Below are 22,516 nucleotides of genomic sequence, written 5' to 3'. Positions count from 1 at the left end.
CGTCAGCCAAGACCTGTCCGCCACTATCACCACATCCGCCGGGAATGACCCTCGGTCGACATGATCGCGGATCACCGGGTTGCGGCTGCAGGAACGCCGCCTTCTGGCGACATGTGTGGGGCCGCCCGGTCAGGGCGGCCCACTTATCTTCAGCGTGCGATGCTGATCGTTTCGCGTGAGACGGCGGCTGCCTCGACGTCATCACGGGACAGCGCCTGCACCCGGCAGTCGAAGTCCTGATACAGCTGCAACTGGTCCCGATAATGCGGCGAAGCCTTACCGTCCGGGTCGATGAAGCCACTCTGGCCTGGTGGAGTGACCGCGCAGAACTCGACCTTCCCGTTCCGGAACGTGACCCGGTTATTCTCGGTGCCACGGTTCATGGCCGTCCCGAGTGATAGCGTTTCGGCTGCGCCCGCCTGCGGAATACCCAGATAGTTCTGCGTCTCAAAGACATGCTGCTTGATCTCGATCCGCCAATCTGCGGGGGTCGTACTGCCGAATTGTTTGGTCAACTTCTCGGCGGCCTTATCCAGCGCAGCGAGGATAATTTCGTTCCGCCCCGCCGCATCGACGCCGTTGAAGAAATCATGGGTCTGTGGGACGCCGGACTTCTCGGCCAGAAGCGCGTTGTTCAGAAGCTGAGCCGGGCGCGAGATGCGATTGTACTGGATCGCCGCAGGGATGGCGGCACCGTCATCGATCAGCACGTCCTGAACCATGATATCCAGCCATGTCTGGAACAGACCGACCGCCGGGGATGTTGCGCGGCCATCCTCGGCACGGATCTGCTGTCCGTCCCAATTCCGCAATATCTCGACCAGTTCGGCACGCGGGCTTTTCGGGTCGAGGTTTTCGGCAGCGGCAAGGATCACCGGCACGAAATAGCGGGCATTGATATCAAGAAAACTGATCTCGCGATTGATGTTCCAGACCTCTTCCGGGGTCAGCTTTTCCTTGGCATCCAGCCGCGAAAAGATCTCGACGGCGCGATCCGCCGAACCCCATGGCGTTCCCTCGAAATCAGAGCTGTCACCCTTGCCCGAGCGGTTGTTCCAGTTCGCGATCCAGCCTTGTTCCGGATTATAGACCTTGGGAGCGTCGGAAAAGGGACGGATGCCCAGCCAATCGTCCTTGCCCGGTTGCGCCGGCAGCCGCGTGTCATGGCCCTTGGCGCGCTGTGGCACATCGCCGGGCGAGACATAGCCGATATTGCCGTCGCGGTCGGCATAGTACCAGTTGATCGTTGTCGCGACCTTTTCAGCCTGCCCCAGCCATTCGGCATAGCTCTGTGCCTTGGTCGAGTTGACCCACGCCATCAATGTCGAGATTTCCTTGCCATCCCAGGACCGCTTGAACGCATAGGCCGTTCCGTCCTTGGCATCGATCTGACCAACCGTGCCGTAGCTGCTTTCCCAAACCGTCGTCGTTACATCCGGCTGGCCCTTGATACGGAACGTTTCGGGACGTGCGCGCATTTCGGCCCAGCCGTCCCCCTTGCGGTATTGCTGCGGGTTCTCGGGGTTCAGTTCCAGACGGTAGTAGTCGTTCACATCGCGCGGCCCGGCGGTCGCGCCCCAGGCAATGGCGCCATTCGTCCCGAACAGGACATTGGGAACGGCAAAGGGGGTATTGCCGGTCAGATCGAAGCCTGCGCCATGCAGCCCGATGCTGAAGACATAGGCCGGGTTGAAATTCCCGAATTGCGGGCCATTGATCAGGATCGTGCTGCCATCCGTGGTCTTTTCCGGGCCTGCAATCCAGAGATTGCTGGCACGAGGGCGTTCATCATCGCCGGGCAGCTTGCCCGCATCCAGAAGGCCCGCAAACTGACCGGGACGGGGCAGATCGACAGCAGCCTTCTGCTGATATTGTTCACCGTCAGGAACGGTCGTGGGGGCCAAAGGATCTTCATTCCAGAGGATCTGGTCGAAAATCGTGGCCGCTTGATCAGGACCCAGCTGCGCTTCAAGCGCGGCCAGCGTCTTGGCATTGCCAAGTTCCGAGCTGTAGCCCGAGAAGCGCCCAGCCATGGTTCCGACATAGATCATTGCCACGTCGAATTCCGTCCAAGGTGCCGGATCAAAGCCGAATTCCTTGAACTGTTTGGGCAGCAGGGCGTCGGGCTTGGTCAATACCTGCTCAAGCCAGCGGTTATAGCCCGCCGCGTAGCCACGCAGGATGTCGCGTTCGTCCGGGCTGAGCGCCTCGATCTGGCGGCGGATCGAGGCGTGATCGAACATCGCGCGTGTTTCGATGTCGAAGGGCAGTTGCTCGGCGCCCAAGACCTCGGAGACCTGACCCAAGACCGAGCGGCGCGCCATTTCCATCTGGAACAGCCGGTCCTGGGCGACGCTGTAGCCGAAGCCAGCGTAAAGGCCGAAAACGTCATCCGCATAGACATGCGGTACGCCCCAATTGTCGCGAATAATCTCGACCGAACTGTCGGCCAGAGCAGGGAATGCAAATAGCACAGGCAAGCTGGCCGAGCGCAGCATGCGCCCAAGCCGAGTCAAAGACCGGACCATATTTTCCTCCTGGAATCGGCGCCTCCCGCGCCGCAGATAAGGCGTATAGTCAACCGATCGGTCGGTCAATTAATTATTGCACAGATTTTCCGCATCCGGTGAACCGCGCATGACAGCGCTGTTTGAGCCCGGCTGCACTGGGATCAGGCGCTGGCACCTGTCACGCGCGGGCCTTTGCAGGTGTCGTCCAAAGCCATGGACGTGGTCCACGTCACAGATGTTCGTGGTCGATTCCCCTGATTTTCGGAATGCTGTTTGTTGGAACCGCGCGATAGTCGCGGCGTCCCGCTCCGGATACTCCCACCTGACCGTGCAGGCGGAGGGCACAGGGATTCATGCTGACCGGTTTCGTTCTATTTTATGTCGGGGCCGTTCTGGTCATCAATGGCCTCTGGTTGCTGGGCAAGATCGATGGGCGCGAGATCGTCATCATCAATCTGGTGACGGCATCGGTCTCGGGCGCGGTGGTCCTGCATGACGCGTTCGGCGACGAAGCGAACGCTGCCTCGATCCGCAATGCGGGTTTGTCGCTGTTGTTCTGTACGACCTATCTTTGGGTCGCGTGGAATAGATTATCCGGGGCCGACGGTCGGGGATTGGGTTGGTTCAGCCTGTTCGTCGCCATAACGGCAGTGCCGGTCGCGGCCCGCGGCTTTCTGGCTGCCAGCACAGGGGCCGAATTCTGGATGGCGGCGAATTGGCTGGCCTGGGCGCTGCTGTGGTTCCTATATTTCACGCTTCTGACCTTGCGCTTGCCGATATCCCGTCCGGTCGGCTGCATTACCGTTCTTGTCGGGGTGCTTACCGGCTGGATGCCGGGATACCTGCTGATGGAAGGTGCGCTGTAGGGGGCGCTCGTGCGCGCTTCGCAGCGTCATCAGGCAGAAATATAGGTCAGTCGGATCACCTGATCGGTGATCAAATCGCTGGCCACAAGGCGAAGCGGTGGCCGGGCAGCGGCGAAGAAGGGCTTACCGCCCCCCAGCACGACGGGATGAAGATAAAGGCGATATTCATCCACAAGCCCCAGATCAGTCAGGCTTTGCGCCAGCTCTGGTCCGCCGACCTGGATCTCGCCAGTCAGTTCAGCCTTCAGCCCGCGTATCGCCGCCTCAAGATCATCCGCGACAAGCGTGGCGTTGGGACCCACCGATTTCAACGAGCGTGACACGACCCATTTGGGCTGGCTGCGCCATGCCGCCGCGAAATCGCGCAGATCCGGAGTCCATTCGGGATGATCCTCGTCCCAATAACGCATCACTTCATACATGCGGCGGCCATATAAACTGCCGGTCAGGCCGCGCACGAACTCGACCCAGTGACGGAAAAGAACGGCATCCGGCGCAAAAGGCTCGTGGTCGACATAGCCGTCCAGTGACTGGTTCAACGCGACGACGAGTTTCGCCATGCTGCATGCTCCATCCCAAGGGCTTCAGAATAGCCTGAAGCGCCACTGCGAGCTACGGGGTATCGCCGGGCTGATATGGTCGGTTGGCAGAGGATGGATCGCGCTCGCCAAAACTGCGTGGTCGGATCGAGGCGTGGGCGATCTTTTAATGCCTACTCGACCGAGCCCCGCCAGTTTTCGGCAATGCGTGGCAGGTTCGTTTCGATCCAATCCGCCAGAAGCCTGACACGTTCTGCCGCCTCGACGCCGAGGGGCGTCAGCCGGTATTCGACATGCGGCGGCACCACATCATAAGCCGTCCGCAGGACCAGGCCGTCTGCCTCCAGCCATTGCAGGGTCTGGGCCAGCATCCTTTCGCTGACGCCGCCGATCGCCCGCCGCAACTGGCTGAAGCGATAGCTGTCGCCTTCCAGCGCAATCAGCACCAGAACGCCCCACCGGCTTGTCATGTGTTTGAGCACCTCGCGCGAGGGGCAGGCCGCCGACATCAGATCGCCACGGCGGAATTTTTCGGACAGGGTCACGGCGATCTCCATACTTACAGAAACGTGCGTACTTACGATTGGTAAGCAGCCTGTCTACATGCGAGTCATCGAAATCGAAAGGACAAACAGATGACCATCGCAGTCACAGGATCGACCGGCCAGCTTGGCCGCCTCGTTATCGCCGCGCTGAAACAAAAGCTTGCGCCGTCGAACATCGTGGCGCTGGCCCGCAGCACGGCGAAGGCCGCCGATTTGGGCGTGACCGTCCGCGAGGCGGATTACGGCTCGGTCGCGGCCATCGAAACGGCGCTGCAAGGGGTCGATACGCTACTGCTCATCTCGTCGAGCGAGCTTGGCCAGCGCGCGGAACAGCATCGCAACGTCATCCGGGCCGCGCAGGCGGCGGGCGTGTCGCGCATCGTCTATACCAGCCTGCTGCGTGCCGATACGTCGACGCTCAGCCTTGCCCCCGAGCATGTCGAGACCGAGGTCGCTCTGAAACAATCGGGCCTGCGTCACACCATCCTGCGCAATGGCTGGTATACCGAGAATTACACCGGTTCGATCCCCGCAGCGCTGGCCAATGGCGCCTTTATCGGCAGCGCTGGCAACGGGCGCATCTCATCGGCGGCGCGGGCCGATTATGCGCAAGCGGCAGCCGAGGTCGTGACCGGCGAAGGTCATGACGGGAAGGTCTACGAATTGTCGGGGGATGAAAGCTACACCCTTGCCGATCTGGCCGCCGAAATCTCGCGCCAGACCGGCAAGGATATCCCCTATACCGATCTGCCCGAGGCGGATTATGCGGCGATCCTGACCAAGGTGGGCCTGCCCGAGGGCATCGCGCAAGCCATCGCCAGTTGGGATGTCGCGGCCTCGCAAGGCGCGCTTTATGACGAAGGCCGGACGCTTTCGGCGCTGATCGGTCGCCCGACGACCCCGCTCGGCGACGTGGTTGCACAGGCGCTTACGGCGTGACCCATGACCAATCCCCATCGGAGCCAGCGGGCTTCGATGGGGGTAATATGCAGCCGTGGACGCAGGTGGGCGTTCGGGCAGCCGCGCCCGCGCTCACGGAACGATCAGATATTTAGCACCGGTGGATTTGCGCTGATAAGCCGCCGCGATCTCGGGTTTCAAGGCGTCGGCCAGACTGATCGTCGCGGTGTAATGGCTTGCGAATGTCGTCGTCATCTCGCTTGTCACACGTTCGCGCATGTTCTGAACGATTGCCGGATCTGTGCGCTGCAAGAAGTGAAACAGCAGCCAGCCGCCAATGCCCCAGCTAAATCCGAAACCCCGCCTCAGCGTCGTCGGACCGGTATCAAGCGCGCCGTAGATATAGACCTGCTTCTTGGCTGCGGAGCCGTAGCGGTCATAGGCGGTCATTTTCCGGACAGCGACCGCCTCCATCGCGTTCAGGATGGTGCTGGTCATTTCGCCGCCGCCGATCGCGTCGAACGCCAATGTCGCCCCGGTCTCGGCGATGGCTTCTTCCAGTTTTTCGCGGAAATCCTCGGCGCTGCTGTCGATGACATGGGTGGCACCGATACCCCGCAGCAAGTCGGCCTGCTGAGGGCTGCGGACGATATTGACCAGCTCGATCCCATCATCCTTGCAGATCCGAACCAGCATTTGCCCAAGATTCGAGGCGGCGGGCACATGAATGATCGCCTTGTGCCCCTCGGCACGCATCGTCTCAACAAATCCAAGCGCGGTCAGAGGATTGACGAAAAGCGAGGCCCCCTCGGCCGCGCTGGCACCATCCGGCAGCACGATGCAGGCCTCGGGCGAGATCAGGCGCAACTCAGCATACATGGCCCCGCCGATCATGGCGACGCGCTTGCCGATCAGGTGTTGCAGATCCGGACCCGCCGCGATCACCGTGCCCGAACCTTCGTTTCCGACCGCCATGGATTGCCCCAGCCGCGCCCGCACCATTGCAAGTCCCTGCGGCGCCACCGTGGCAGACAGGACCGGATCATCAGCGGTCCCCTCGGCCTTGAGCGAGGCCATATCGGCCGGGCCGAACAGAAGGCCCAGATCGGAGGGATTGATTGGCGCTGCTTCGACCTGAACCAGCAACTGACCCGCGGCAGGTTCGGGCACGGATACGCGTTCAAGACTGATCCGCAGCGCGCCTTCGGGCGTGATGGTCGATCTGAGTTCAAGACTGGTTCGTGACATGATGTCCTCGCTGATTTGGGATCCGCGCCCGGTGTCTACCTTGCATGGGACGAGTTCGTTACGGTTTTGTCAAAGCGTTCGGTCAATCGTCCGACAGGGTCGATCTTCGTGCCCGAGGTTGCTGCTGAAGGTCGCAGGCCTTGCAGCGGAGATAGTCGGCCTCATGGCGATCACAGGGGACAAGTCCGCTACGGACGAACCGCGTCAGTCGCTGAGGAACCTCACCAACCTGTCGCTCAAATCCTGCGGCGCCTCCATGGGGATCATATGGCCAGCCTCCAGCATCTCGATTTGAGATCCCGCAACGCCCCGATGCAATTCTTCGGCTTCGTCAAGTGAACGCAGACGGTCCTCGCGGCCTGCGACGATCAGCGTGGGGCACCTGATTTCCGCAAGGCGCGCTGCATCACCCTCTCTTTGGAACAAAGCCTGCCGCCGGAACGTCTCGCCGCCCAACCGCACGCTCATCTTATGTATCCGATCGATGAGGTCGGCGTCCTGCTCGCGGTCGGGATGCACCGATTGGCGTATCGACGCGCGGCTCAGGCCGCGGAACAGCGCCGGGTCCGCTCCTGCTACAGCCGCCTTGCGTCGCTGCTGCACCTGATCGTCCCCACGTGCAGAGGTGGCGATCAGCACCAGATGCGTCACGCGGTCCTGTGCGAGATATACCATCTCGCGCGCGACATATCCCCCCATCGAAAACCCGATCAGCGCAAAGCGGGCCGGGGCCATGCCAAGCGTGTTCCGAGCCATATCCGCGATCGACGCTCCTTGTGTCGGGTCGGAATGGATCAGCGGGCCAAACCCGGCAAGCGCGGGCTCCACATCGTGCCAAAGATCACGATCCAGCATGAAGCCGGGGATAAGGACGACCGCCATCGCGTTATACCGGCATCGCAAAGGACCGCTTCACCATCTGGCTTGGCACGTCGGTCTTGACGTTCTGAACGCCCTTGATACGGCTCAGATGTTCCGACTGGAACCGGCGATAATCCTCGATGTCAGCCGCCACGACACGGACCATGATATCGCAATCCCCAAGCATCAGGTAGCACTCGACCACCTCTGGAAAGCGCACGACCTCGCGTACGAAATGCTCGATCGTGTCCTCATCTTGACTGGTCAGCCAGATACGGCAGAACAGCACCTGCTTCCTGCCAATCTTCGCCGGGTCGACCACAGCAACATAGCGTGTGATCACACCTGCCTCCTCGAGCATCTTCACCCGCCGCAGGCAGGGTGAGGGCGACAGCCCAACCTCTTGCGCCAGTTCGACATTCTGCATCCGACCATTGCGCTGAAGCGCACGAAGAATGCGCCGATCCGTCTCATCCAGATCATAGGTTTCCGATTTCACGATATGGCCTAAATTTAGCAGCTGATGCCAAATATTCTTCGATAACCATCATCTTCGCAACCCGATTGCGCAGCACATTGACTATGTTCCGCCAACACATATTGCGGACGACTACCATCATGACATTCATTACCGAACAGGCCAGCTCGGCCCAAAACTCCGAGATACAGCGGGGCATTCGCGCGGTGACGCCGATCCTGTTCGGCCTTGTCCCCGTGGCTTTGGCCTTTGGTGCCCTCGCCTCGCAGAAAGGCCTGACCGCATCCGAAGTGTCATTGATGACCGGCCTGAACTTTGCCGGAGGCTCCGAGTTCGCGGCCATCGGTTTGTGGCAGGCTGTGCCGCCGCTTTTGCTGATCGTCGCCATTACCTTCCTTGTGAACAGCCGGCACCTGCTGATGGGGGCGGCGCTGACGCCGCATCTGGCCGGGCTTCCCCGCTGGAAGGCCTATGCCGTGCTGGTGCTGATGTGCGATGAAAGCTGGGCTTTGGGCCTTGCGGATGCGCGCAAGCACCGGTTCTTCAGCCTGCCATTCTATTTCGGTCAGGCCGTGACCCTGTATCTTGGCTGGATGGCACTCTCGACGCTGGGCGCGCTGGCGGGCCCGCTTCTGGGCGATATCGAGCAATATGGCGCGGACCTCGCCTTCCCGGCGGTGTTTCTAGTCCTGTTGCGTGGCATGTGGCCGGGCGTGGTGAAAGCATCGCCATGGCTTGCCAGTCTGGCGGTCGCGATCGCGGCCTATCTGGCCCTGCCCGGCGCGTGGTATGTGCCGCTGGGGGCGCTGACCGGGCTGGGCCTGTCGTGGCTGATGGCGGGCCGGACATGATCGATCCGTGGACGCTCATCATCATCATCGGCATGGCGACCGTGACGGTCACGACGCGGATCGGAGGCTATGCCCTTCTGCGCGGCCGCACCCTGTCGCCACGCCTTCTGGCCACGATGGAGGCGGCGCCGGGCTGTGTCCTGATCGCCGTGATCGCCCCGCATTTCGCCACGGGGCGGCCCGCAGACATGCTGGCGCTGGTCATCACTGTCGTCGCCGCGCTGCGCCTGCCCATGCTGCCGACCGTGATGATCGGCATGGCATCCGCCGCGATCTTGCGGCAGGTTCTTTGAACCCTCACTAGGCCGACTATCGCCTGCACATCTTCACGCCCCGCAGCGAATTGCCCTTCGCAGGCCATCCGACCTTGGGAAGCGCCTTCGCGCTGCTCAAGGCTGGCATGGTCACGCCGACGAATGGCCGCATCGTGCAGGAATGCGAGGGCGGCCCGGCCGAGATCGAGGTCCGGTCTTTCGCCCCGTCTTGCGGCGTGAACGAAGATCCGTTCTGCGGCAGCGGAAACGGTGCCGTCGCGGCATACAGGCTGCGAGGCGGCGATCGGCCACGGGCATGCCTATGCCGCAACGCAAGGGGCGCGGGTCGGTCGCTACGGTGTCATTCAGGTCCGCGTGCCGGAAGGCGGGCTGATCACGACCAGCGGGGCCTGCGTCATCACCGTCAGCGGAGAGCTAAGCGCATAGCCACGCAGGTCAGCCGCGCTCGGGTGCTTCGACATCCGAGAAGACCTGAACGGCATCGGGCAATCGCGCGCCCCGAAGCTCGATTGTGCGCAAAGCAGTGTCGAGTTCCGACAGCTCTACAGCCGTGAAACTGATATCGGCGGCCCCGACATTCTGCACCATATGCGCCATCTGCGTCGTGCCCGGGATCGGCACGATCCATGGCTTTTGCGCCAGAAGCCAAGCAAGGGCGATCTGACCGGGGGCGGCATTCTTGCGCGCGGCCCATGTGACCAGAAGCTCCACCAAAGCAAGGTTATGCGGCAGGTTCTCGGGGGTGAAGCGCCCCTCGATACCACGGATATCGCCTTGGGCGAATGTGGTCGCCGCGTCGATTACCCCGGCAAGGAAGCCGACGCCCAGCGGGCTCCATGGGACGAAGCCGATGCCCAGCTCCTCGCAGGTGGCAAGCACTGCGGCTTCGGGTCCCCGCCACAGCATCGAATATTCGCTTTGCACTGCGCTGACGGGCAGTTCGGCATGGGCGCGGCGCAGGGTGTTCAGACCCATCTCGCACAGGCCCCAATGCAGCACCTTGCCTTGGGCGATCAGGTCCTTGACCGCGCCCGCGACATCCTCGATCGGAACCTCGGGATCGACGCGGTGCTGATACAGCAGATCGATCCGGTCGGTCTTAAGCCGCGAGAGCATACCTTCGACCACAAGCTTGATATGCTCGGGCTTGCTGTTCAGCCCCGGCAGCCGGGCGCCGGTCTGCTGGTCGATGTTCCAGCCGAATTTCGTCGCGATCACAATGTCATCGCGGAAACCGGAGATCCCTTCGCCAAGAATGCGTTCGACCTCATGCGGGCCGTAGGCTTCGGCAGCGTCAAAGAAGGTCACGCCCCGGTCATGGGCCGAGCGGATGATATTGTGCATCTCGGGGCGATAGGGGATCGTGCGCTGATAGGTCCGGCTCATGTTCTGCACGCCAAGGCCGATGCTGGAAACCTCGAGCGCGCCCAGATGGCGGCGCCCGGGGGACGGCACGGGCTTTGCCCCCGTTCCAGTCTGTGCCTGCGCGGCGCGGGTCAGGGGAATGGCCGCAAGCGCGCCCGCCACCATAATCAGGCTGCGGCGCTTGATATTCGGCAGGGTGTCATCGGTCATGAACGGTCTCCTTTGGGATGGGAAAGCGGGAACGGTGCCGCGCCAGAAGCCTGACCGCCGTATGCGCCAGCACCGCGTAAAGCGTCGTGATCGCGAGCCAATGGCCGAAATAGGGCAGCGTGGATTCGCTGAAATCCCACATGGTCAGGCTGTAGTCGAAGCCCAGTCTTGTGCCCAAACCCATTACGAAGGAGCTGTTCAGGCCCAGACCGGCCACCAGAATGGCAAATCCCCTACCTGCACCGGCGATGACGGGGGTTTGCAGGAATGGCAGCCGGGTCCGCGCCATCGCCAAGACGATGTGCCAATGCAGACCGATATGCAGCCCCGCGATCACCACAAGCCAATAGGCGGCAAACCAATGGATTTCGCGCAAGGTGAAGATACCGGGCAGCTTCAGGATGCCGCGCAGCGTTTCCGAAATCATGACGCTGGTGGCCAGCAGGATCAGCATGGTCATGGCAATGAGCAGGTTCAGGCCCAATCGGACCAGCCGCGCCGCGTCATAGCGCCCGCGCCCGATCGTGCCGAACCAGCGCCGGTTCAGGATCACATGGCGTCCGACCAGAACCAGAAAAGCGGTGCCGATCACCTCATGGGCAAGGTTGCCAAGCCACCAATAGCCCATGCAGACCAGCAGCAGCGCAAGTGCAACCGCGTCCGGCAGAAGCCGGGTCAGTAGCGGGTTGCGGCGGGTGGGCCTGCTCATTCGAACCGCCGCAGATCGTTATAGGTGAAAAGATACTCGCGATCCGCGCGCGACTGGTGGCAGGACTGGCAGCGGGATGTGGTCTCATCCATGTTGATCGAGCGGTCTGGCCAGAACCACTGGAACTGCCAATCGGCGGTGCGGCCTTCGGGATCATCCGCGCCCCAGCCCTCGCCGTTCTGCATCACGAAATAGCGGTAAACCTGACCGCCCCGGTGATCGACCAGCACGACATGGGTGCCGAACGGGATTGGCTCACCGCGCTTCACCGCCTCGATTGCCGCGCGGCTGGTCAGCATATGCTCGGTCACGTCACCGCGGGTGACGGTGGTGTAATGCTCTAGCTGCTCCAGCGGAGGAAAGGTCACGCGGTTCGGCTCGGCCTGCAAGGGCAGCGTCAGGACCGCGTAGGCAGCGAAGATTGCGGATTTTCGCATGGCGGCAGGGATCTCTCTGATGGTTCAGAAAGAAAGAAGCACGCGCGCGGCCACGGAATTAGCCCATGTCATCCGCAAGGGCCTATTAGGCAGACCGATTAATCACGACGGGTTGATAAGCCTTGGCGGAGAATTCAAAGCCGATGGCGCAGGGTCTGGATGACGAGGGCGAAGGCTGCCGAATTCTGCCGCCGGCTGGGATAGTAAAGGTGATATCCCGGAAAATCCGCGCACCAATCGCCAAGAACAGAAACCAGCGCGCCGCTGGCAATATCCGCGCGCACGAAGGGTTCGGGCAGGTAGGCAAGGCCCTGCCCATCCAGCGCCGCATTCCGACGCAGGGCCAGACTGTTCACGGTCAGCGGCCCCTCGACCCGAACGCGCAACTCGCGGCCATCCTTTTCGAATTCCCAGGCAAAGATCTCTTTCAGGGTCGGAAGGCGCATGTTGATGCAGCGGTGACCAATCAGGTCCTGCGGCACCAGAGGGGGCGGGTTTGCCGCCAGATAGCCGGGGGAGGCCACCACCGCCATGCGCATATCGGGGCCGATCCTGACGGCGATCATGTCCTTTGCGACCCGCTCGCCCAGACGGACCCCGGCGTCAAAGCGTTCGGCCACGATATCGGTCATGCCGTAATCGACCGAGATTTCGACATGGATATCCGGGTATTCGGCCAACAGCGGCACCAGAGCGGGCTGCAGGATCGAGATCGCCGCATGTTCGCCCGCGCTGATGCGGATCACGCCAGCCGGTCGGTCGCGAAAGTCGCCCAGACTGTCCAGCGCGGTCTTAATTTCGGTGAATTGCGGGCCGATGCTATCAAGCAGCCGCTGTCCGGCTTCGGTCGGGGAGACGCTGCGGGTCGAGCGCGACAAAAGCCGCACCCCAAGCCCTTCCTCCAATTGGCGCACGGTCTGGCTGAGCGCGGATTGCGACATGCCAAGCTGGGCCGCCGCGCGGGTGAAGCTGCCAGCCATGGCCACGGCAACGAAGGCATGAAGGTCGTTGAAGCTGCGGCGCGGCATTATGATGATCTTCTTATAAACCCATCCCGTTTATCCACTCTAATCGATGGATATCGCCGGGGCTAGATAACACCGGACAATGCGAGAGCGTGGATTTCACATGCGACCCATGTCGAGAAGGGCCTTCAAGCCTGACCCGCACTTCGCGTCAATCTGTGATCAAGGAAGCCAATGATGCAGTATAGAAAACTCGGAAATCTGGAGGTCTCGGCCCTCGGCCTTGGCTGCATGGGGATGACGGGCGTCTACGGGTCCGGCACCAGCAAAACGGATATGATCGGCCTTGTTCGCGATGCGCATGATCGCGGCGTGACCTTTTTCGACACCGCCGAGGCCTATGGTCCCTTCGCGAATGAAGCGCTGCTTGGTGAGGCATTGCAGCCGATCCGCGATCAGGTGGTCATCGCGACCAAGTTCGGCTTCGATATCGACGCTCAGACCGGCGCGCGCAGCGGCGGCACCAATAGCCGCCCCGAGCATATCAAAGCCGTGGCCGAGGCGGCGTTGAAGCGTCTTCGGACCGACCGGATCGACCTGTTCTATCAGCACCGCGTCGATCCCGCCGTGCCGATCGAGGATGTCGCGGGCGCCGTCGGTGATCTGATCGCCGAGGGCAAGGTCAAGCATTTTGGCCTGTCCGAAGCAGGGGTGCAGACCATCCGCCGCGCCCATGCCGTCCAGCCGGTCACAGCGGTGCAAAGCGAATACTCGCTGTTCTGGCGTGGTCCCGAAATCGAGCTGCTTGCGGTGCTGGAAGAACTCGGCATCGGCTTTGTCCCGTTCAGCCCGCTGGGCGCGGGCTTCCTGACCGGCAAGATCGACGAGACCACGACGTTCGAGCAGGAGGATTTCCGCAACTTCGTGCCCCGCTTCTCGCCCGAGGCCCGCAAGGCCAATCTGGCGCTGGTCGAGGTGATCCGACGCGTCGCGACCCGCAAGGCTGCGACCCCGGCCCAGATCGCCCTTGGCTGGCTTCTTGCCCAGAAGCCGTGGATCGCCCCGATCCCCGGCACGACAAAGCTGCACCGGCTGGAAGAGAACCTTGGCGCGGTCAATCTGGATCTGACCCCCGCCGATCTTGCCGAGATCGACGCGGGAGCATCAAAGATCGCGGTCCAGGGCGAGCGCCTGCCCGAGGCTGTGCTGAAGATGACGGGTCTTTGAGCGATTTCGCGGCGCTCTAAAGGCGCCCTCTGTTCGCACCCGCCGCAGCGCGCACCCGCCGCGATCCGATCTGGCGCGCGGCGGGTTGTTTCGTGTCCTTCACTCGGTCTTGCTGGCACGCTGTTCGACATGGCCCGGTGAATTTCGCGTGAAGAGCTCCGCAGGGGAACCGCACCGCCTCGGGCAGGCCGCGCCCTGACAGGCCATGCCATCCATCACGGGGCAGCGGGGGGCGGGCCGTTGGATCGGCCGCTTGGTCGGGAATTGCACCCCCCCTCAGACCGCCTGCGCCCGGCGCAGGAACAGCTGCGTCAGCGGGCTTTCATGGCGCATCGCCGCACGTTCGGTCGCAAGACCCCGCGCCAAAGCGCCATTGCCGGAACGGATCGCGGCCTCGATCAGGGTCAGGTCCAGCACGTCGCGTTGGGCGTCACTGCCGCCAAAGCGGCGTGACATGCCGCGCACCGCGCGCAGGCGGCAGGCGCAATCGGCATAGTCGCCCCCGCCAAAGCCCAGCAGGGCATGGGCGACGGGCAGGCCGATATCGGCACTGAAGCGGGCATTGTCGCCCGTGCCATGCGCAGCCTCGGCAATGGCGGCCAGAACCTGCTGGGCTGCGGCAGCGCGGCCCGATCCGATCAGCGCCATGATCATATGCACGTCATTGAAGGCATATAGCCCCGGCTGGCCCGACTGCTGCCAGCGATCCGCGACTCCCTCCCAGCGCCCGGCCACATCGACCCCGCGCAGCGTCAAGCGCCACAGCATGGCCGAGGCGTCGATCAGATCGATCACCGTCACCAGCCCCGAGCCGATGATACGGCTGTCGAGCAGGTCGAACACCGCCTCGAACTGGCCCAGTTCAAGGTGATACAGCGCCAGATGCCACCAGTTATGCACGGCAAAGAAGCTGTCCTTGGCCCATGACCCGCCATCGCCCATCCAAAGGATCCCCTCGGCCGAGCGGTTCTGCATCTCCAGCACATGGGCCACCGCGTGTTGCGACCAGCCATCGCGCGGCTCAAGCTCGACGCCCATGCGGCCAAAGCGCTCGGCATCAGCGAAATGGCCGGTCTCCTCAAGGCCAAAGGCCCGCATCCCCAGAAGCGCGTGATAGCCGGGACGGCCCGCATCCCAAGCGGGCATGGCGCGCGCGATACGGTCGCGCAACATGCGGGCATCGCCGCCAAAGAAATCGATCTGGTGGCCTGCGATCAGCGCCAGCCCGTCATGGGGATCGGCCAAGGTGACATCCTCGAGGATCCGGCCCGCCTGATGCCAGCCGCCCGACAGCAGCGCACCAATGGCCGCGACATGGCCCTTTTCGCGCGTGGTCACGGCGCTGGCGGCAGCGGCGCGGTGGCTTGCCTCGGCGATGGCATAACCTGCGGGCTCGGTCCCCAGCAGGTGCAGCCAGGCGCGCATGGCATGGGCCATGGCAAAGCCGGGATCGGCCTCGATGGCGCGGTCGATGGTTGCGACCGGATCGGCGCGGTAGCATTGCAATTCGGCCAGCGCCTGTTCATAGGCGGCGCGGCCGGTTTCCGTGGCCCCGCTCAGGGCAAGGCCATGCATGTCATGGATGGTCATGGTCATTCTCCGTTGGAAATGGGTTCAGGTCAGCGCGGGCGGATGCGACCGGGGTCGATGCCGATGTCGCGCAGCATGTGGTCGGACAGGGTGGCGATCTCGCAGCGCGTCGGGCGGGGCGCGCGCCACGCCGAAAGCCGGTGGTAAATGCGGGGTTTCATCAGAGCGGTCCTTTCCGTCAGGCTTGTTCCGATGCCCTTGTCGCAGGCCCGCGTGATCCCAGCGGTAAAGCGCGGGGGTGAAAGCGTTAAACCAGCGGTAAATCGTGGGACCGTCGCGCGCCTATGGCATTGGCAAGCGCCCCGCTCCCGCACCATAATCGAGGTCGATCCAAATATTGCTGGACTGCGCCATGCCCGGCCCCGCCCTTCACGCCAGCCCCGCCGCCGCCCTGCAGCTGACCTTGCTGGGGGGATTTGCCGCGCAGACAAATGGGCAGGCGTTGGCCTTGCCCACGACCAAGGCACGCCTGCTGCTGCTTATCTGGGCGTAAGTCCGGGACGGCTGCATCCGCGCGGCAGGCTATGCGGGTTGTTCTGGGAGGACCGCGCCGAGGAACAGGCCCGCGGCAGTCTCAGGAACGCCCTGTCCCATATCCGCGCCGCCTTGGGCGAGGCCGCCGTGATCGGCAATCGCGAGGCCGTGGGCCTGCCTGCGGGCGGCGTCGCAAGCGATCTTGCCCGCCTCGAGGCGCTGGCCCAGACCGGCGGCGCCGATCCGCGCGAGGTGCCCGCCCTGACCGGCACCTTCCTTGACGGGATCGAGGCCGAGGGGGTGCTTCTGGGTGATTGGCTGGATTTTGAGCGCAGCCGCTGCCGCAGCCTGTCGCAAACCCTGCTGGAGCGCATGGCGACCGAACTGGCCGCCCGGGGCGACATGCCCACCGCAATCGATCTGGCCAAAAGACTGGTCGCCCTTGACCCCTTCCGTGAGGCGAGCCAGCGCCAGTTGATCCGCCTTCTTGCGGATTCCGGGGACAGCGCCATGGCGCTGGCACAGTTCCACAATTGCCGCGACCTGCTGCGCCACGAACTGGGCATCGCCCCCTCGGCCCAGACCCGCGCGCTGGCCGAGGAACTGGTGGGCGAGCCGCCCTCCGCCCCCGAAACGCAGGGCGATGTCCAGCTTTCGGTCGCCGTCCTGCCCTTCAGCGATGCCGATGGTGATGCCGATGGCCGCTTTCTGGCCGAAGGCATCGCCGATGACATCACCACCGAACTGACCCGGCATCGCGACATCCTCGTCATCGCCCGGCAGTCCAGTTTCCAGTTCCACGGTTCCCATCCGGGCGAGGCAGCGCAAAGCCTTGGCGCGCGGCATATCCTGACCGGCACGGTGCGCCGTCGGGGCGAATTGGTCAGCCTGTCGGTCCGCTTGCTGGATGCCGCCACCGGTCGCAACCTGTGGGCCGAGCGCCATGAGCGCCCCTATGCCCAGCTTTTTGCCATGCAGGATGCGGTCGTGGCGCAGATCCTTGCCGGGGTCGATGCCGAGATGCGCCAATCCGAACGCGAGCGCGCGGCGCGGCGTCCTCCCTCGGATCTGGACGCGTGGGAGTTGTTCCATCGCGGCATGTGGCACGCCTATCGCTTCCAGCCCGACGAGGCCGAGCGTGCGCGCAAGATATTCACCCGCGCGGCCTCGCTTGCGCCGGATTTCGCACTGCCGCTGGCGGGGCTGGCCTATATCGGGCTGGTGGGGATCACATGGCGGATGGTGCCCGACCCGCAGGCGGTGCTGGCGCAGGCAATCGCGCATGGCCGGGCCGCGGTCGAGGTCGACCCGACCAGCCCCTTTGCGCAGGTCGTGCTGGGGCGGCTTTTGACCTATGCCGGGCAATTACCTGCGGCCTTCGACCATCTGCGGCTCGCGCGCGATCTTAACCCCAGCTATGCCTCGACCTATTATGGGCTGGCGACCGCGCATCTTTGGGCGGGCGAGCCGGAAGCGGCCCTTGCCAATGCCCAGCAGGCGCAGCGCTTCAGCCCGCGCGATCCGCTGGCGGCGATGTTCCTGACGGTCCAGTCCTTTGCTCATGTCATGCTGGGCCAGCCGGACATTGCCGAGGAACTCGCCCGCCGCGCCATCGATATGCTACCCCGCGAGATCTGGTCACGCCTTGCCCTGACCTTTGCACTGGTCGAACAGGGCCGGACCGACGCCGCGCGGCAGGTCATCGCGACGGCGGCGCGTGAATTGCCCGGCGTTTCGCTGGAGGGGATCCGTCCGATCAGCGCGGGCGTCACCCCCGAGTTTCGCGACCGGGTCCTTGCCGCGTTGACCGCCGCCGGATTGAACTGACGGGCCGAGGGGCGCGTGATCCTGTTGTCATTCACTCCAGCTTCGTTGCCGTTCTTCCCACAGGCGCTCACCGACAAGGCAATCGCTGGGTGCCGTGCCAGCCACGCGGACCAGCCTGTCCTGCGCCAAAGGTTGCCCGCCCGCGATTTCCAGAACCAGTTTGTGACGAACCGCCATGGCAAACTGATCCCAGCCGGTCACGGCGATGGAAAACGCACCCATGCCGCCGATCACGCAATCGACGTAGTACCGATCCAGATCGGGAATGCTGCTCCAACCGCCATTGTTACCGGTGCCCGTCAGCAAGGGCAGCCCATTGATCGTTATCCCCCGGGTCACGGCCGCATCACGCGCTTCGGTCACGGCGCGGCCCTGATTGTTGGGGCCGTCGCCCGAAACATCAATGACATGGCGCAAACCGGAAAATCCGTTGCCATCGAACAGTCCGGACGAAAAGTCGATGGCCCCCGAAATCGAGGTCCGCGACACCGGCCCGGACGACCCCGTCTCGATGAGGTCGGCGAAAGCATTGGCCGCCTCGGCGCTGTCGATCAGCATCCAGGGGATCGCGACGTTCTGCGACTGCGCCCCGGCCCATTCGACATAGGTCACCGCAATCCGTTTCATGTCCCCGAACAGGATCGCCTTCTGGATCTCGGCACTGCGGAAGGCTGCAGCATAGCCCCGGCGCTGGATCATCTGCTCGGACGGATCGATCGAACGAGAGATGTCCACGGCCAGCACAAGTTCCACCCCGACGCCAAGATCGGTTGTGGCCGATTGGCCAAGTGCCGGGCTGGTCAGCCCGACCACCGCAAGAAGCGATGTTGCAAGGCAACTAAGCGGGACAGGTTCCATGCCACCAGCCTGCCAGAACACCGGCAAAGGCCAAATCACATTTCCGAACTGTAGGTGATCCGGTCCACGCGAACGCCTTCGGGTCCCCGAAGCTCACACCGAACGGATCAACCCGCCATCCACGCGGATGCTCTGACCGGTGATGTAGCCCGCACCCTCGGACAGAAGAAAGGCGATGGTGGCCGCAATTTCTTCGGCGCTGCCATATCGACCCATGGGCACGCTGTCGCGCCTTGCATCCGTCGCGGGCAGGCTGTCGATCCAGCCGGGCAGGACGTTGTTGATACGGATGCCTTTCGCGGCATATTCATCCGCGAAAATCTTGGTGAAGGTGCCAAGACTTGCCCGAAACGCAGCCGAGGTCGGAAACATCAAGCTGGGCTGCGTAACCCAGGCGGTCGAGATATTGACGATCGCCCCACCGCCCTGCGCCTCCATGATCGGGGTAACAAGGCGGATCGGGCGCACGGCGCTCAGGAAATAAACCTCCATCCCCTTATGCCAATCCTCGTCCGAGATATCGAGCAGCGGCGCGCGCGGGCCGTGACCGGCAGAGTTGACCAAGGCGTCGATCCGGCCCCATTTTTCGACGGTTAGATCGACCAGCCGCTTTACATCGGCATTCACAAGGTTTGAGCCGGTGACGCCGAAACCACCCAGTTCGCGGGCCAGCGCCTCGCCCTTTCCCGACGAGGACAGGATGGCGACCCGATAGCCATCCTGCGCCAATTTGCGCGCGGCGGATGCGCCCATGCCGGACCCGCCGGCGGTGATGATTGCGACCTTTTGGGTGGACATGACAGGCTCCTGTTATCGATTCCGGTCAGAATGCCAGATCACGCCTGATCTTTCGCGCCAGAAGGAAACCTGCCAGACTGTAGAAAAATTATCGGTTCCTCATGCCTTCGCGTTCTGGTCTGCCGCCGCTGAATTCTTTGCGCGCCTTTAAGGTTGCGGGCCGCAAGCTGAATTTCCGCGCCGCCGCCGACGAGTTGGGCGTCACGCAGGGTGCCGTCGCACAGCAGGTCCGTTTGCTGGAAAAGCACCTTGGCGTTCCCCTGTTCCACCGTCTGCCGCGCGGTGTCGCGTTGACCGCACATGGTGCCACCTATCTGGCCGAAGTGAACCGAGCCTTCGGCATCCTGACCGAGGCGACGGGGCAGCTTGCCGCGTGCTCTGATGCCGTCACCATCAGCGTCACCCCGACCTTTGCGACAAAGCTTCTGATTCCGCGGCTGGCGGACCTTGCCAAATCCCTGCCCGGGATCGAGCCGCGCATCATCGCGACCGAGGCGCTTTCGGATTTCGACCGCGACCGGGTCGACATCGCCGTACGCCTGACCCGCCCACCCTTTCCGGCCGGTCTGGAGGCGCGGCTGCTGTTCCAGCAGGAACTGATCGCGGTCGCAAGCCCGCAGCTGGTTGGCGCCACGCCCCTGCCCCTCTCCCCCGATCGCCTGCGCGGCCTGCCGCTGCTGCACGATGCCCAGAACTTCTGGCCGCTTTTCTTTGGTACCACCGGCAGCCTGCCTGGGACCGTGTTCAACCAGACGACACTGGCCCTCGACGCCGCCATGGCAGGTCAGGGCATCGCCCTTGCCTGTCGCGCATTTGCACAGGCCGACCTCAATTCCGGCAGACTGGTGCAGGTCGCAGAGCGGGCGCTGGCCACCGAGCCAAGCTATTTCCTTGTCCGCAAGCGCAGCACGTCATCGAAAAATGCCGCCGAAGCAGTGTGGAGCTGGTGCGCCAAGCATCTGGCGTTTCCGTAGCGATCGTCAAAGTGCAGCGTGGAGACCATCGCGAGCATGCTTGACGCCTCCGCGATGGTTTGATCCTGTGGCGGCGGGTTCATGCTGCCTGCCACTCGCGCCGTTTTCGGTCTGGTGAAAGTATCACGGACGATATCCCGCTATCCCCGTCCAGTGTTCTTCGGCAATGCGAGCACCGATCCGTCACACTGGCAGGAGATGGTGAATGACCAATACGGAACAGGCCAAGGCCATGGCGCGCCAATTGCGCGCCGCACTCGCATGCGAAGGGACCGAGGTTTCCCATTCGCGGGCGATGGAACTCGTGTCCAAAGCGATGGGATACGCAGACTGGAACACGGCGGCGGCGGCTTTCGGGCGCGAGGACAGGACAACCGATGGTTTCCGGTTCAAGACCTGCAGCCCGATCCTGCGGATATTCGACGAGGCCAAGGCCCGAGAGTTCTACTGTGATTTCCTTGGCTTCGGGGTTGTCTTTGAGCATCGCTTCGCGCCCGACATGCCGCTTTACATGGGGATCGAGCGGTCGGGGCTTAGCCTGCATCTGTCCGAGCATCACAGCGATGCCAGTCCCGGCTCGAACATCTTCGTGACAACTGCCAATATCCGCGAGTTTCATCGCGAACTGACCGAGAAACAGTATTCCTACGGTCGGCCGGGGCTTGAGCAGCTGCCATGGGGGTTGCAGCTTCAGGTCCATGATCCGTTCGGAAACCGCATCCGCTTCTGCGAGCAGGACGATTAGGCCGCACCGCCAGCGCCACCCGATTCTGCATCGTATGACAAGCATGTCTTCCTGCCGGGCCTTGATCCAAGGTCCGGCAGAGCTGGCAGGGCGTCAGAAACGCGCGCGCAGGGTCCGTTCGGCACTACGCTCATCACCATAGACGACGGTGGCGTAGAACCCGATGGTGGCGAAATACTTCTTGTTCGGGATGTTGTTCACCGTCAGCGACAGCTCGGTCTTCTCGGTCACGCCATAGGCGGCGGTGAAATAAAAGACCGCATAGGAGCCCTGATGGACGTTAGGCTGCTCGACCTCGGAGGCAAAGTCCATGCTGTCCGTGCCGCTTCCCAGCGCATCGCGCCGCCCAGCGTCAGCTTGTCCTCCAAAACGCCAGCCAGCCGGTAGCCGGTGGCAAGCTTCAGGGTATGCGCGGCTGGTCGGCGTAAAGCTAGTGACCGTCGTCATCCTTGGAAAGGCGGAAAGTATGGCCCGCCGAGACATTCCAGCGATCATTGAGCGCGCCAGCGGTCTCAAGCTGAAGCCGCGGGTCTCGGTGCCGTCGATACTGCGGTTCTGGACCGTGTCCCAGTCCAAATATTCAGCCACGTCCTTCTGGTTGGTCTGAAAGATCGCCGCCGAGGCATACATCGCGTCGTCCAGCAGCCCGGCCTTGACCCCCAGTTCATAGTTGTAGCCATAGGTCGGGTCGAGCTAATTGCCGCCGGCATCCTGCACAAGCTGCGGCTTGTAGATGCTGGTCCAGCTGCCATAGGCGGTCCAGGCAGGGTTGATGTCATAGGTGAAGCCAAGATAGGGCGTCATCTCGCCTACTTGTATTCAAAGGTCGGTGCGCCGGCGCTGGTCTCCTTGCCCTCCCGCCAGTTGATCCGCATGCCCGCGAGGATGGCCAGCGCGTCGCTCGCGCGGAACTGCACCGTGCCGTACAGCGCGTATTGCGTGGCATCACTGGTCCATTCGTTCGTCGCCTTCTCCGAGAGGCGCGGACGCGGATAGCTGCCGTCCCAGTCAAAGACATTGCCGACCGGTGCCAGCGTCGAGGTAGCCGTAATACTTGCCCTTGCCGTCCGAATACATCGCACCCAGCACGAACTGATGATCGCGGCCCAAAGCCTGGAAATCGCCATTCATCACCGCGTTGATCGAATTCTGCTTGTAACCGCCATCATATTTCGCGGCGCAGGAAGACATGCCCAGTCCGGTTTCGCGATCCTGCGCGCCACTGATCCAGGGCAATTAGGAATCAAAATCGTTGCTGGCATAG

General features: G+C 63.1%; 26 protein-coding genes and 2 pseudogenes. 11 read left to right on the top strand and 17 right to left on the bottom strand.

Annotated features, from left to right (window positions below; genetic code table 11):
• Positions 1-149 precede the first annotated feature (149 nt).
• Positions 150-2,528 carry a penicillin acylase family protein gene (locus tag GL300_RS20510; RefSeq protein WP_155041558.1) on the bottom strand — a complete coding sequence of 793 codons (2,379 nt, stop codon included), beginning with the start codon at positions 2,526-2,528 and terminating at the stop codon, positions 150-152.
• A 335-nt stretch (positions 2,529-2,863) separates the two neighbouring features.
• On the opposite strand from GL300_RS20510, the gene GL300_RS20505 reads away from it, so the two are divergent.
• Positions 2,864-3,376, top strand: coding sequence for an AmiS/UreI family transporter (locus GL300_RS20505; RefSeq protein WP_155041557.1), 513 nt, complete (start codon positions 2,864-2,866; stop codon positions 3,374-3,376).
• A gap of 29 nt (positions 3,377-3,405) precedes the next feature.
• Here the strand turns inward: GL300_RS20505 and GL300_RS20500 are convergent, their stop codons facing one another.
• Together GL300_RS20500 and GL300_RS20495 are read right to left on the bottom strand one after the other, a co-directional pair.
• Positions 3,406-3,936 (bottom strand): dihydrofolate reductase family protein, encoded by a 531-nt coding sequence (locus GL300_RS20500; protein ID WP_155041556.1) that lies wholly within the window; start codon positions 3,934-3,936, stop codon positions 3,406-3,408.
• A gap of 152 nt (positions 3,937-4,088) precedes the next feature.
• Positions 4,089-4,424, bottom strand: coding sequence for a winged helix-turn-helix transcriptional regulator (locus tag GL300_RS20495; protein ID WP_246195282.1), 336 nt, complete (start codon positions 4,422-4,424; stop codon positions 4,089-4,091).
• A gap of 126 nt (positions 4,425-4,550) precedes the next feature.
• Between GL300_RS20495 and GL300_RS20490 the strand changes: the two genes are divergently transcribed.
• The gene (locus GL300_RS20490; protein ID WP_155041554.1) at positions 4,551-5,399 is read left to right on the top strand and encodes an SDR family oxidoreductase; all 849 of its coding nucleotides are present in this window, start codon (positions 4,551-4,553) and stop codon (positions 5,397-5,399) included.
• A 93-nt stretch (positions 5,400-5,492) separates the two neighbouring features.
• Here the strand turns inward: GL300_RS20490 and GL300_RS20485 are convergent, their stop codons facing one another.
• The 3 genes from GL300_RS20485 to GL300_RS20475 all read right to left on the bottom strand — a co-directional run bounded on the left by GL300_RS20485 (position 5,493) and on the right by GL300_RS20475 (position 7,968).
• Positions 5,493-6,608 (bottom strand): zinc-binding dehydrogenase, encoded by a 1,116-nt coding sequence (locus GL300_RS20485; RefSeq protein WP_155041553.1) that lies wholly within the window; start codon positions 6,606-6,608, stop codon positions 5,493-5,495.
• Between the two features lie 204 nt (positions 6,609-6,812).
• Positions 6,813-7,490, bottom strand: coding sequence for an alpha/beta fold hydrolase (locus GL300_RS20480; protein WP_155041552.1), 678 nt, complete (start codon positions 7,488-7,490; stop codon positions 6,813-6,815).
• A gap of 4 nt (positions 7,491-7,494) precedes the next feature.
• A complete protein-coding gene (locus GL300_RS20475; RefSeq protein WP_343043140.1) occupies positions 7,495-7,968 on the bottom strand; it encodes an Lrp/AsnC family transcriptional regulator in 474 nt (157 codons plus the stop codon).
• Positions 7,969-8,087: 119 nt separating this feature from the next.
• Between GL300_RS20475 and GL300_RS20470 the strand changes: the two genes are divergently transcribed.
• The 4 genes and pseudogenes from GL300_RS20470 to GL300_RS27315 all read left to right on the top strand — a co-directional run bounded on the left by GL300_RS20470 (position 8,088) and on the right by GL300_RS27315 (position 9,499).
• The gene (locus tag GL300_RS20470; RefSeq protein ID WP_155041551.1) at positions 8,088-8,798 is read left to right on the top strand and encodes an AzlC family ABC transporter permease; all 711 of its coding nucleotides are present in this window, start codon (positions 8,088-8,090) and stop codon (positions 8,796-8,798) included.
• On the top strand, positions 8,795-9,091 hold the full coding sequence (locus tag GL300_RS20465) for an AzlD family protein (protein WP_155041550.1): 297 nt from the start codon (positions 8,795-8,797) through the stop codon (positions 9,089-9,091). Before GL300_RS20470 ends, GL300_RS20465 begins: the two co-directional genes overlap by 4 nt.
• Positions 9,092-9,114: 23 nt before the next feature.
• Positions 9,115-9,300: pseudogene (locus GL300_RS27320) on the top strand (PhzF family phenazine biosynthesis protein); the annotation flags it as partial.
• Between the two features lie 22 nt (positions 9,301-9,322).
• Positions 9,323-9,499: a hypothetical protein gene (locus tag GL300_RS27315; RefSeq protein WP_343043139.1), complete on the top strand. Its 177-nt coding sequence runs from the start codon at positions 9,323-9,325 to the stop codon at positions 9,497-9,499.
• Between the two features lie 9 nt (positions 9,500-9,508).
• On the opposite strand, the gene GL300_RS20455 is transcribed toward GL300_RS27315, so the two are convergent.
• From GL300_RS20455 to GL300_RS20440, 4 genes are all read right to left on the bottom strand, one after another.
• Positions 9,509-10,648, bottom strand: coding sequence for an aldo/keto reductase (locus GL300_RS20455; RefSeq protein ID WP_155041549.1), 1,140 nt, complete (start codon positions 10,646-10,648; stop codon positions 9,509-9,511).
• Positions 10,638-11,357: a DUF4405 domain-containing protein gene (locus GL300_RS20450; protein WP_155041548.1), complete on the bottom strand. Its 720-nt coding sequence runs from the start codon at positions 11,355-11,357 to the stop codon at positions 10,638-10,640. Before GL300_RS20450 ends, GL300_RS20455 begins: the two co-directional genes overlap by 11 nt.
• The gene (locus GL300_RS20445; protein WP_155041547.1) at positions 11,354-11,794 is read right to left on the bottom strand and encodes a cytochrome P460 family protein; all 441 of its coding nucleotides are present in this window, start codon (positions 11,792-11,794) and stop codon (positions 11,354-11,356) included. Before GL300_RS20445 ends, GL300_RS20450 begins: the two co-directional genes overlap by 4 nt.
• Before the next feature lie 134 nt (positions 11,795-11,928).
• Complete coding sequence (locus GL300_RS20440) at positions 11,929-12,822, bottom strand: LysR family transcriptional regulator (protein WP_155041546.1); 894 nt, start codon at positions 12,820-12,822, stop codon at positions 11,929-11,931.
• A 174-nt stretch (positions 12,823-12,996) separates the two neighbouring features.
• Here GL300_RS20440 and GL300_RS20435 point away from each other — a divergent pair, with 174 nt between their 5' ends.
• Positions 12,997-13,986, top strand: coding sequence for an aldo/keto reductase (locus GL300_RS20435; protein ID WP_155041545.1), 990 nt, complete (start codon positions 12,997-12,999; stop codon positions 13,984-13,986).
• Positions 13,987-14,262: 276 nt separating this feature from the next.
• On the opposite strand, the gene GL300_RS20430 is transcribed toward GL300_RS20435, so the two are convergent.
• Both GL300_RS20430 and GL300_RS26260 read right to left on the bottom strand, forming a co-directional pair.
• Positions 14,263-15,576 (bottom strand): tetratricopeptide repeat protein, encoded by a 1,314-nt coding sequence (locus GL300_RS20430; protein WP_155041544.1) that lies wholly within the window; start codon positions 15,574-15,576, stop codon positions 14,263-14,265.
• A gap of 29 nt (positions 15,577-15,605) precedes the next feature.
• Positions 15,606-15,737, bottom strand: coding sequence for a YjiS-like domain-containing protein (locus GL300_RS26260; RefSeq protein WP_170297755.1), 132 nt, complete (start codon positions 15,735-15,737; stop codon positions 15,606-15,608).
• A gap of 191 nt (positions 15,738-15,928) precedes the next feature.
• On the opposite strand from GL300_RS26260, the gene GL300_RS26255 reads away from it, so the two are divergent.
• On the top strand, positions 15,929-16,069 hold the full coding sequence (locus GL300_RS26255; RefSeq protein ID WP_170297754.1) for a hypothetical protein: 141 nt from the start codon (positions 15,929-15,931) through the stop codon (positions 16,067-16,069).
• 38 nt (positions 16,070-16,107) lie between these two features.
• Positions 16,108-17,877, top strand: a complete 1,770-nt coding sequence (locus tag GL300_RS20420) for a BTAD domain-containing putative transcriptional regulator (RefSeq protein WP_170297753.1) — start codon at positions 16,108-16,110, stop codon at positions 17,875-17,877.
• Positions 17,878-17,904: 27 nt separating this feature from the next.
• On the opposite strand, the gene GL300_RS20415 is transcribed toward GL300_RS20420, so the two are convergent.
• Together GL300_RS20415 and GL300_RS20410 are read right to left on the bottom strand one after the other, a co-directional pair.
• On the bottom strand, positions 17,905-18,735 hold the full coding sequence (locus tag GL300_RS20415) for a DUF1194 domain-containing protein (RefSeq protein ID WP_155041541.1): 831 nt from the start codon (positions 18,733-18,735) through the stop codon (positions 17,905-17,907).
• 93 nt (positions 18,736-18,828) lie between these two features.
• Positions 18,829-19,533 (bottom strand): SDR family oxidoreductase, encoded by a 705-nt coding sequence (locus GL300_RS20410; RefSeq protein ID WP_155041540.1) that lies wholly within the window; start codon positions 19,531-19,533, stop codon positions 18,829-18,831.
• A gap of 101 nt (positions 19,534-19,634) precedes the next feature.
• Here GL300_RS20410 and GL300_RS20405 point away from each other — a divergent pair, with 101 nt between their 5' ends.
• Together GL300_RS20405 and GL300_RS26430 are read left to right on the top strand one after the other, a co-directional pair.
• A complete protein-coding gene (locus GL300_RS20405) occupies positions 19,635-20,507 on the top strand; it encodes a LysR substrate-binding domain-containing protein (protein ID WP_155041539.1) in 873 nt (290 codons plus the stop codon).
• 205 nt (positions 20,508-20,712) lie between these two features.
• Positions 20,713-21,252 (top strand): glyoxalase superfamily protein, encoded by a 540-nt coding sequence (locus GL300_RS26430; protein WP_155041538.1) that lies wholly within the window; start codon positions 20,713-20,715, stop codon positions 21,250-21,252.
• Positions 21,253-21,345: 93 nt separating this feature from the next.
• Here GL300_RS26430 and GL300_RS20395 read toward each other — a convergent pair.
• The 3 genes and pseudogenes from GL300_RS20395 to GL300_RS20385 all read right to left on the bottom strand — a co-directional run bounded on the left by GL300_RS20395 (position 21,346) and on the right by GL300_RS20385 (position 22,488).
• Positions 21,346-22,056: pseudogene (locus GL300_RS20395) on the bottom strand (TonB-dependent receptor domain-containing protein).
• Positions 22,057-22,061: 5 nt separating this feature from the next.
• Positions 22,062-22,334, bottom strand: coding sequence for a hypothetical protein (locus tag GL300_RS20390; protein ID WP_155041536.1), 273 nt, complete (start codon positions 22,332-22,334; stop codon positions 22,062-22,064).
• A complete protein-coding gene (locus GL300_RS20385; RefSeq protein ID WP_155041535.1) occupies positions 22,261-22,488 on the bottom strand; it encodes a hypothetical protein in 228 nt (75 codons plus the stop codon). Before GL300_RS20385 ends, GL300_RS20390 begins: the two co-directional genes overlap by 74 nt.
• Positions 22,489-22,516 lie beyond the last annotated feature (28 nt).

The organism is Paracoccus litorisediminis, assembly GCF_009711205.1.
GTDB lineage: Bacteria > Pseudomonadota > Alphaproteobacteria > Rhodobacterales > Rhodobacteraceae > Paracoccus > Paracoccus litorisediminis.
This window is presented reverse-complemented; position numbering and strand designations above follow the sequence as displayed.

What these genes read in the sequence shown, in the direction of transcription:
- GL300_RS20510 (WP_155041558.1), bottom strand. Translation starts at nt 2,528, where the DNA reads ATGGTCCGGTCTTTGACTCGGCTTGGGCGCATGCTGCGCTCGGCCAGC.
- GL300_RS20505 (WP_155041557.1), top strand. Translation starts at nt 2,864, where the DNA reads ATGCTGACCGGTTTCGTTCTATTTTATGTCGGGGCCGTTCTGGTCATC.
- GL300_RS20500 (WP_155041556.1), bottom strand. Translation starts at nt 3,936, where the DNA reads ATGGCGAAACTCGTCGTCGCGTTGAACCAGTCACTGGACGGCTATGTC.
- GL300_RS20495 (WP_246195282.1), bottom strand. Translation starts at nt 4,424, where the DNA reads ATGTCGGCGGCCTGCCCCTCGCGCGAGGTGCTCAAACACATGACAAGC.
- GL300_RS20490 (WP_155041554.1), top strand. Translation starts at nt 4,551, where the DNA reads ATGACCATCGCAGTCACAGGATCGACCGGCCAGCTTGGCCGCCTCGTT.
- GL300_RS20485 (WP_155041553.1), bottom strand. Translation starts at nt 6,608, where the DNA reads ATGTCACGAACCAGTCTTGAACTCAGATCGACCATCACGCCCGAAGGC.
- GL300_RS20480 (WP_155041552.1), bottom strand. Translation starts at nt 7,490, where the DNA reads ATGGCGGTCGTCCTTATCCCCGGCTTCATGCTGGATCGTGATCTTTGG.
- GL300_RS20470 (WP_155041551.1), top strand. Translation starts at nt 8,088, where the DNA reads ATGACATTCATTACCGAACAGGCCAGCTCGGCCCAAAACTCCGAGATA.
- GL300_RS20465 (WP_155041550.1), top strand. Translation starts at nt 8,795, where the DNA reads ATGATCGATCCGTGGACGCTCATCATCATCATCGGCATGGCGACCGTG.
- GL300_RS20455 (WP_155041549.1), bottom strand. Translation starts at nt 10,648, where the DNA reads ATGACCGATGACACCCTGCCGAATATCAAGCGCCGCAGCCTGATTATG.
- GL300_RS20450 (WP_155041548.1), bottom strand. Translation starts at nt 11,357, where the DNA reads ATGAGCAGGCCCACCCGCCGCAACCCGCTACTGACCCGGCTTCTGCCG.
- GL300_RS20445 (WP_155041547.1), bottom strand. Translation starts at nt 11,794, where the DNA reads ATGCGAAAATCCGCAATCTTCGCTGCCTACGCGGTCCTGACGCTGCCC.
- GL300_RS20440 (WP_155041546.1), bottom strand. Translation starts at nt 12,822, where the DNA reads ATGCCGCGCCGCAGCTTCAACGACCTTCATGCCTTCGTTGCCGTGGCC.
- GL300_RS20435 (WP_155041545.1), top strand. Translation starts at nt 12,997, where the DNA reads ATGCAGTATAGAAAACTCGGAAATCTGGAGGTCTCGGCCCTCGGCCTT.
- GL300_RS20430 (WP_155041544.1), bottom strand. Translation starts at nt 15,576, where the DNA reads ATGACCATCCATGACATGCATGGCCTTGCCCTGAGCGGGGCCACGGAA.
- GL300_RS26260 (WP_170297755.1), bottom strand. Translation starts at nt 15,737, where the DNA reads ATGAAACCCCGCATTTACCACCGGCTTTCGGCGTGGCGCGCGCCCCGC.
- GL300_RS26255 (WP_170297754.1), top strand. Translation starts at nt 15,929, where the DNA reads ATGCCCGGCCCCGCCCTTCACGCCAGCCCCGCCGCCGCCCTGCAGCTG.
- GL300_RS20415 (WP_155041541.1), bottom strand. Translation starts at nt 18,735, where the DNA reads ATGGAACCTGTCCCGCTTAGTTGCCTTGCAACATCGCTTCTTGCGGTG.
- GL300_RS20410 (WP_155041540.1), bottom strand. Translation starts at nt 19,533, where the DNA reads ATGTCCACCCAAAAGGTCGCAATCATCACCGCCGGCGGGTCCGGCATG.
- GL300_RS20405 (WP_155041539.1), top strand. Translation starts at nt 19,635, where the DNA reads ATGCCTTCGCGTTCTGGTCTGCCGCCGCTGAATTCTTTGCGCGCCTTT.
- GL300_RS26430 (WP_155041538.1), top strand. Translation starts at nt 20,713, where the DNA reads ATGACCAATACGGAACAGGCCAAGGCCATGGCGCGCCAATTGCGCGCC.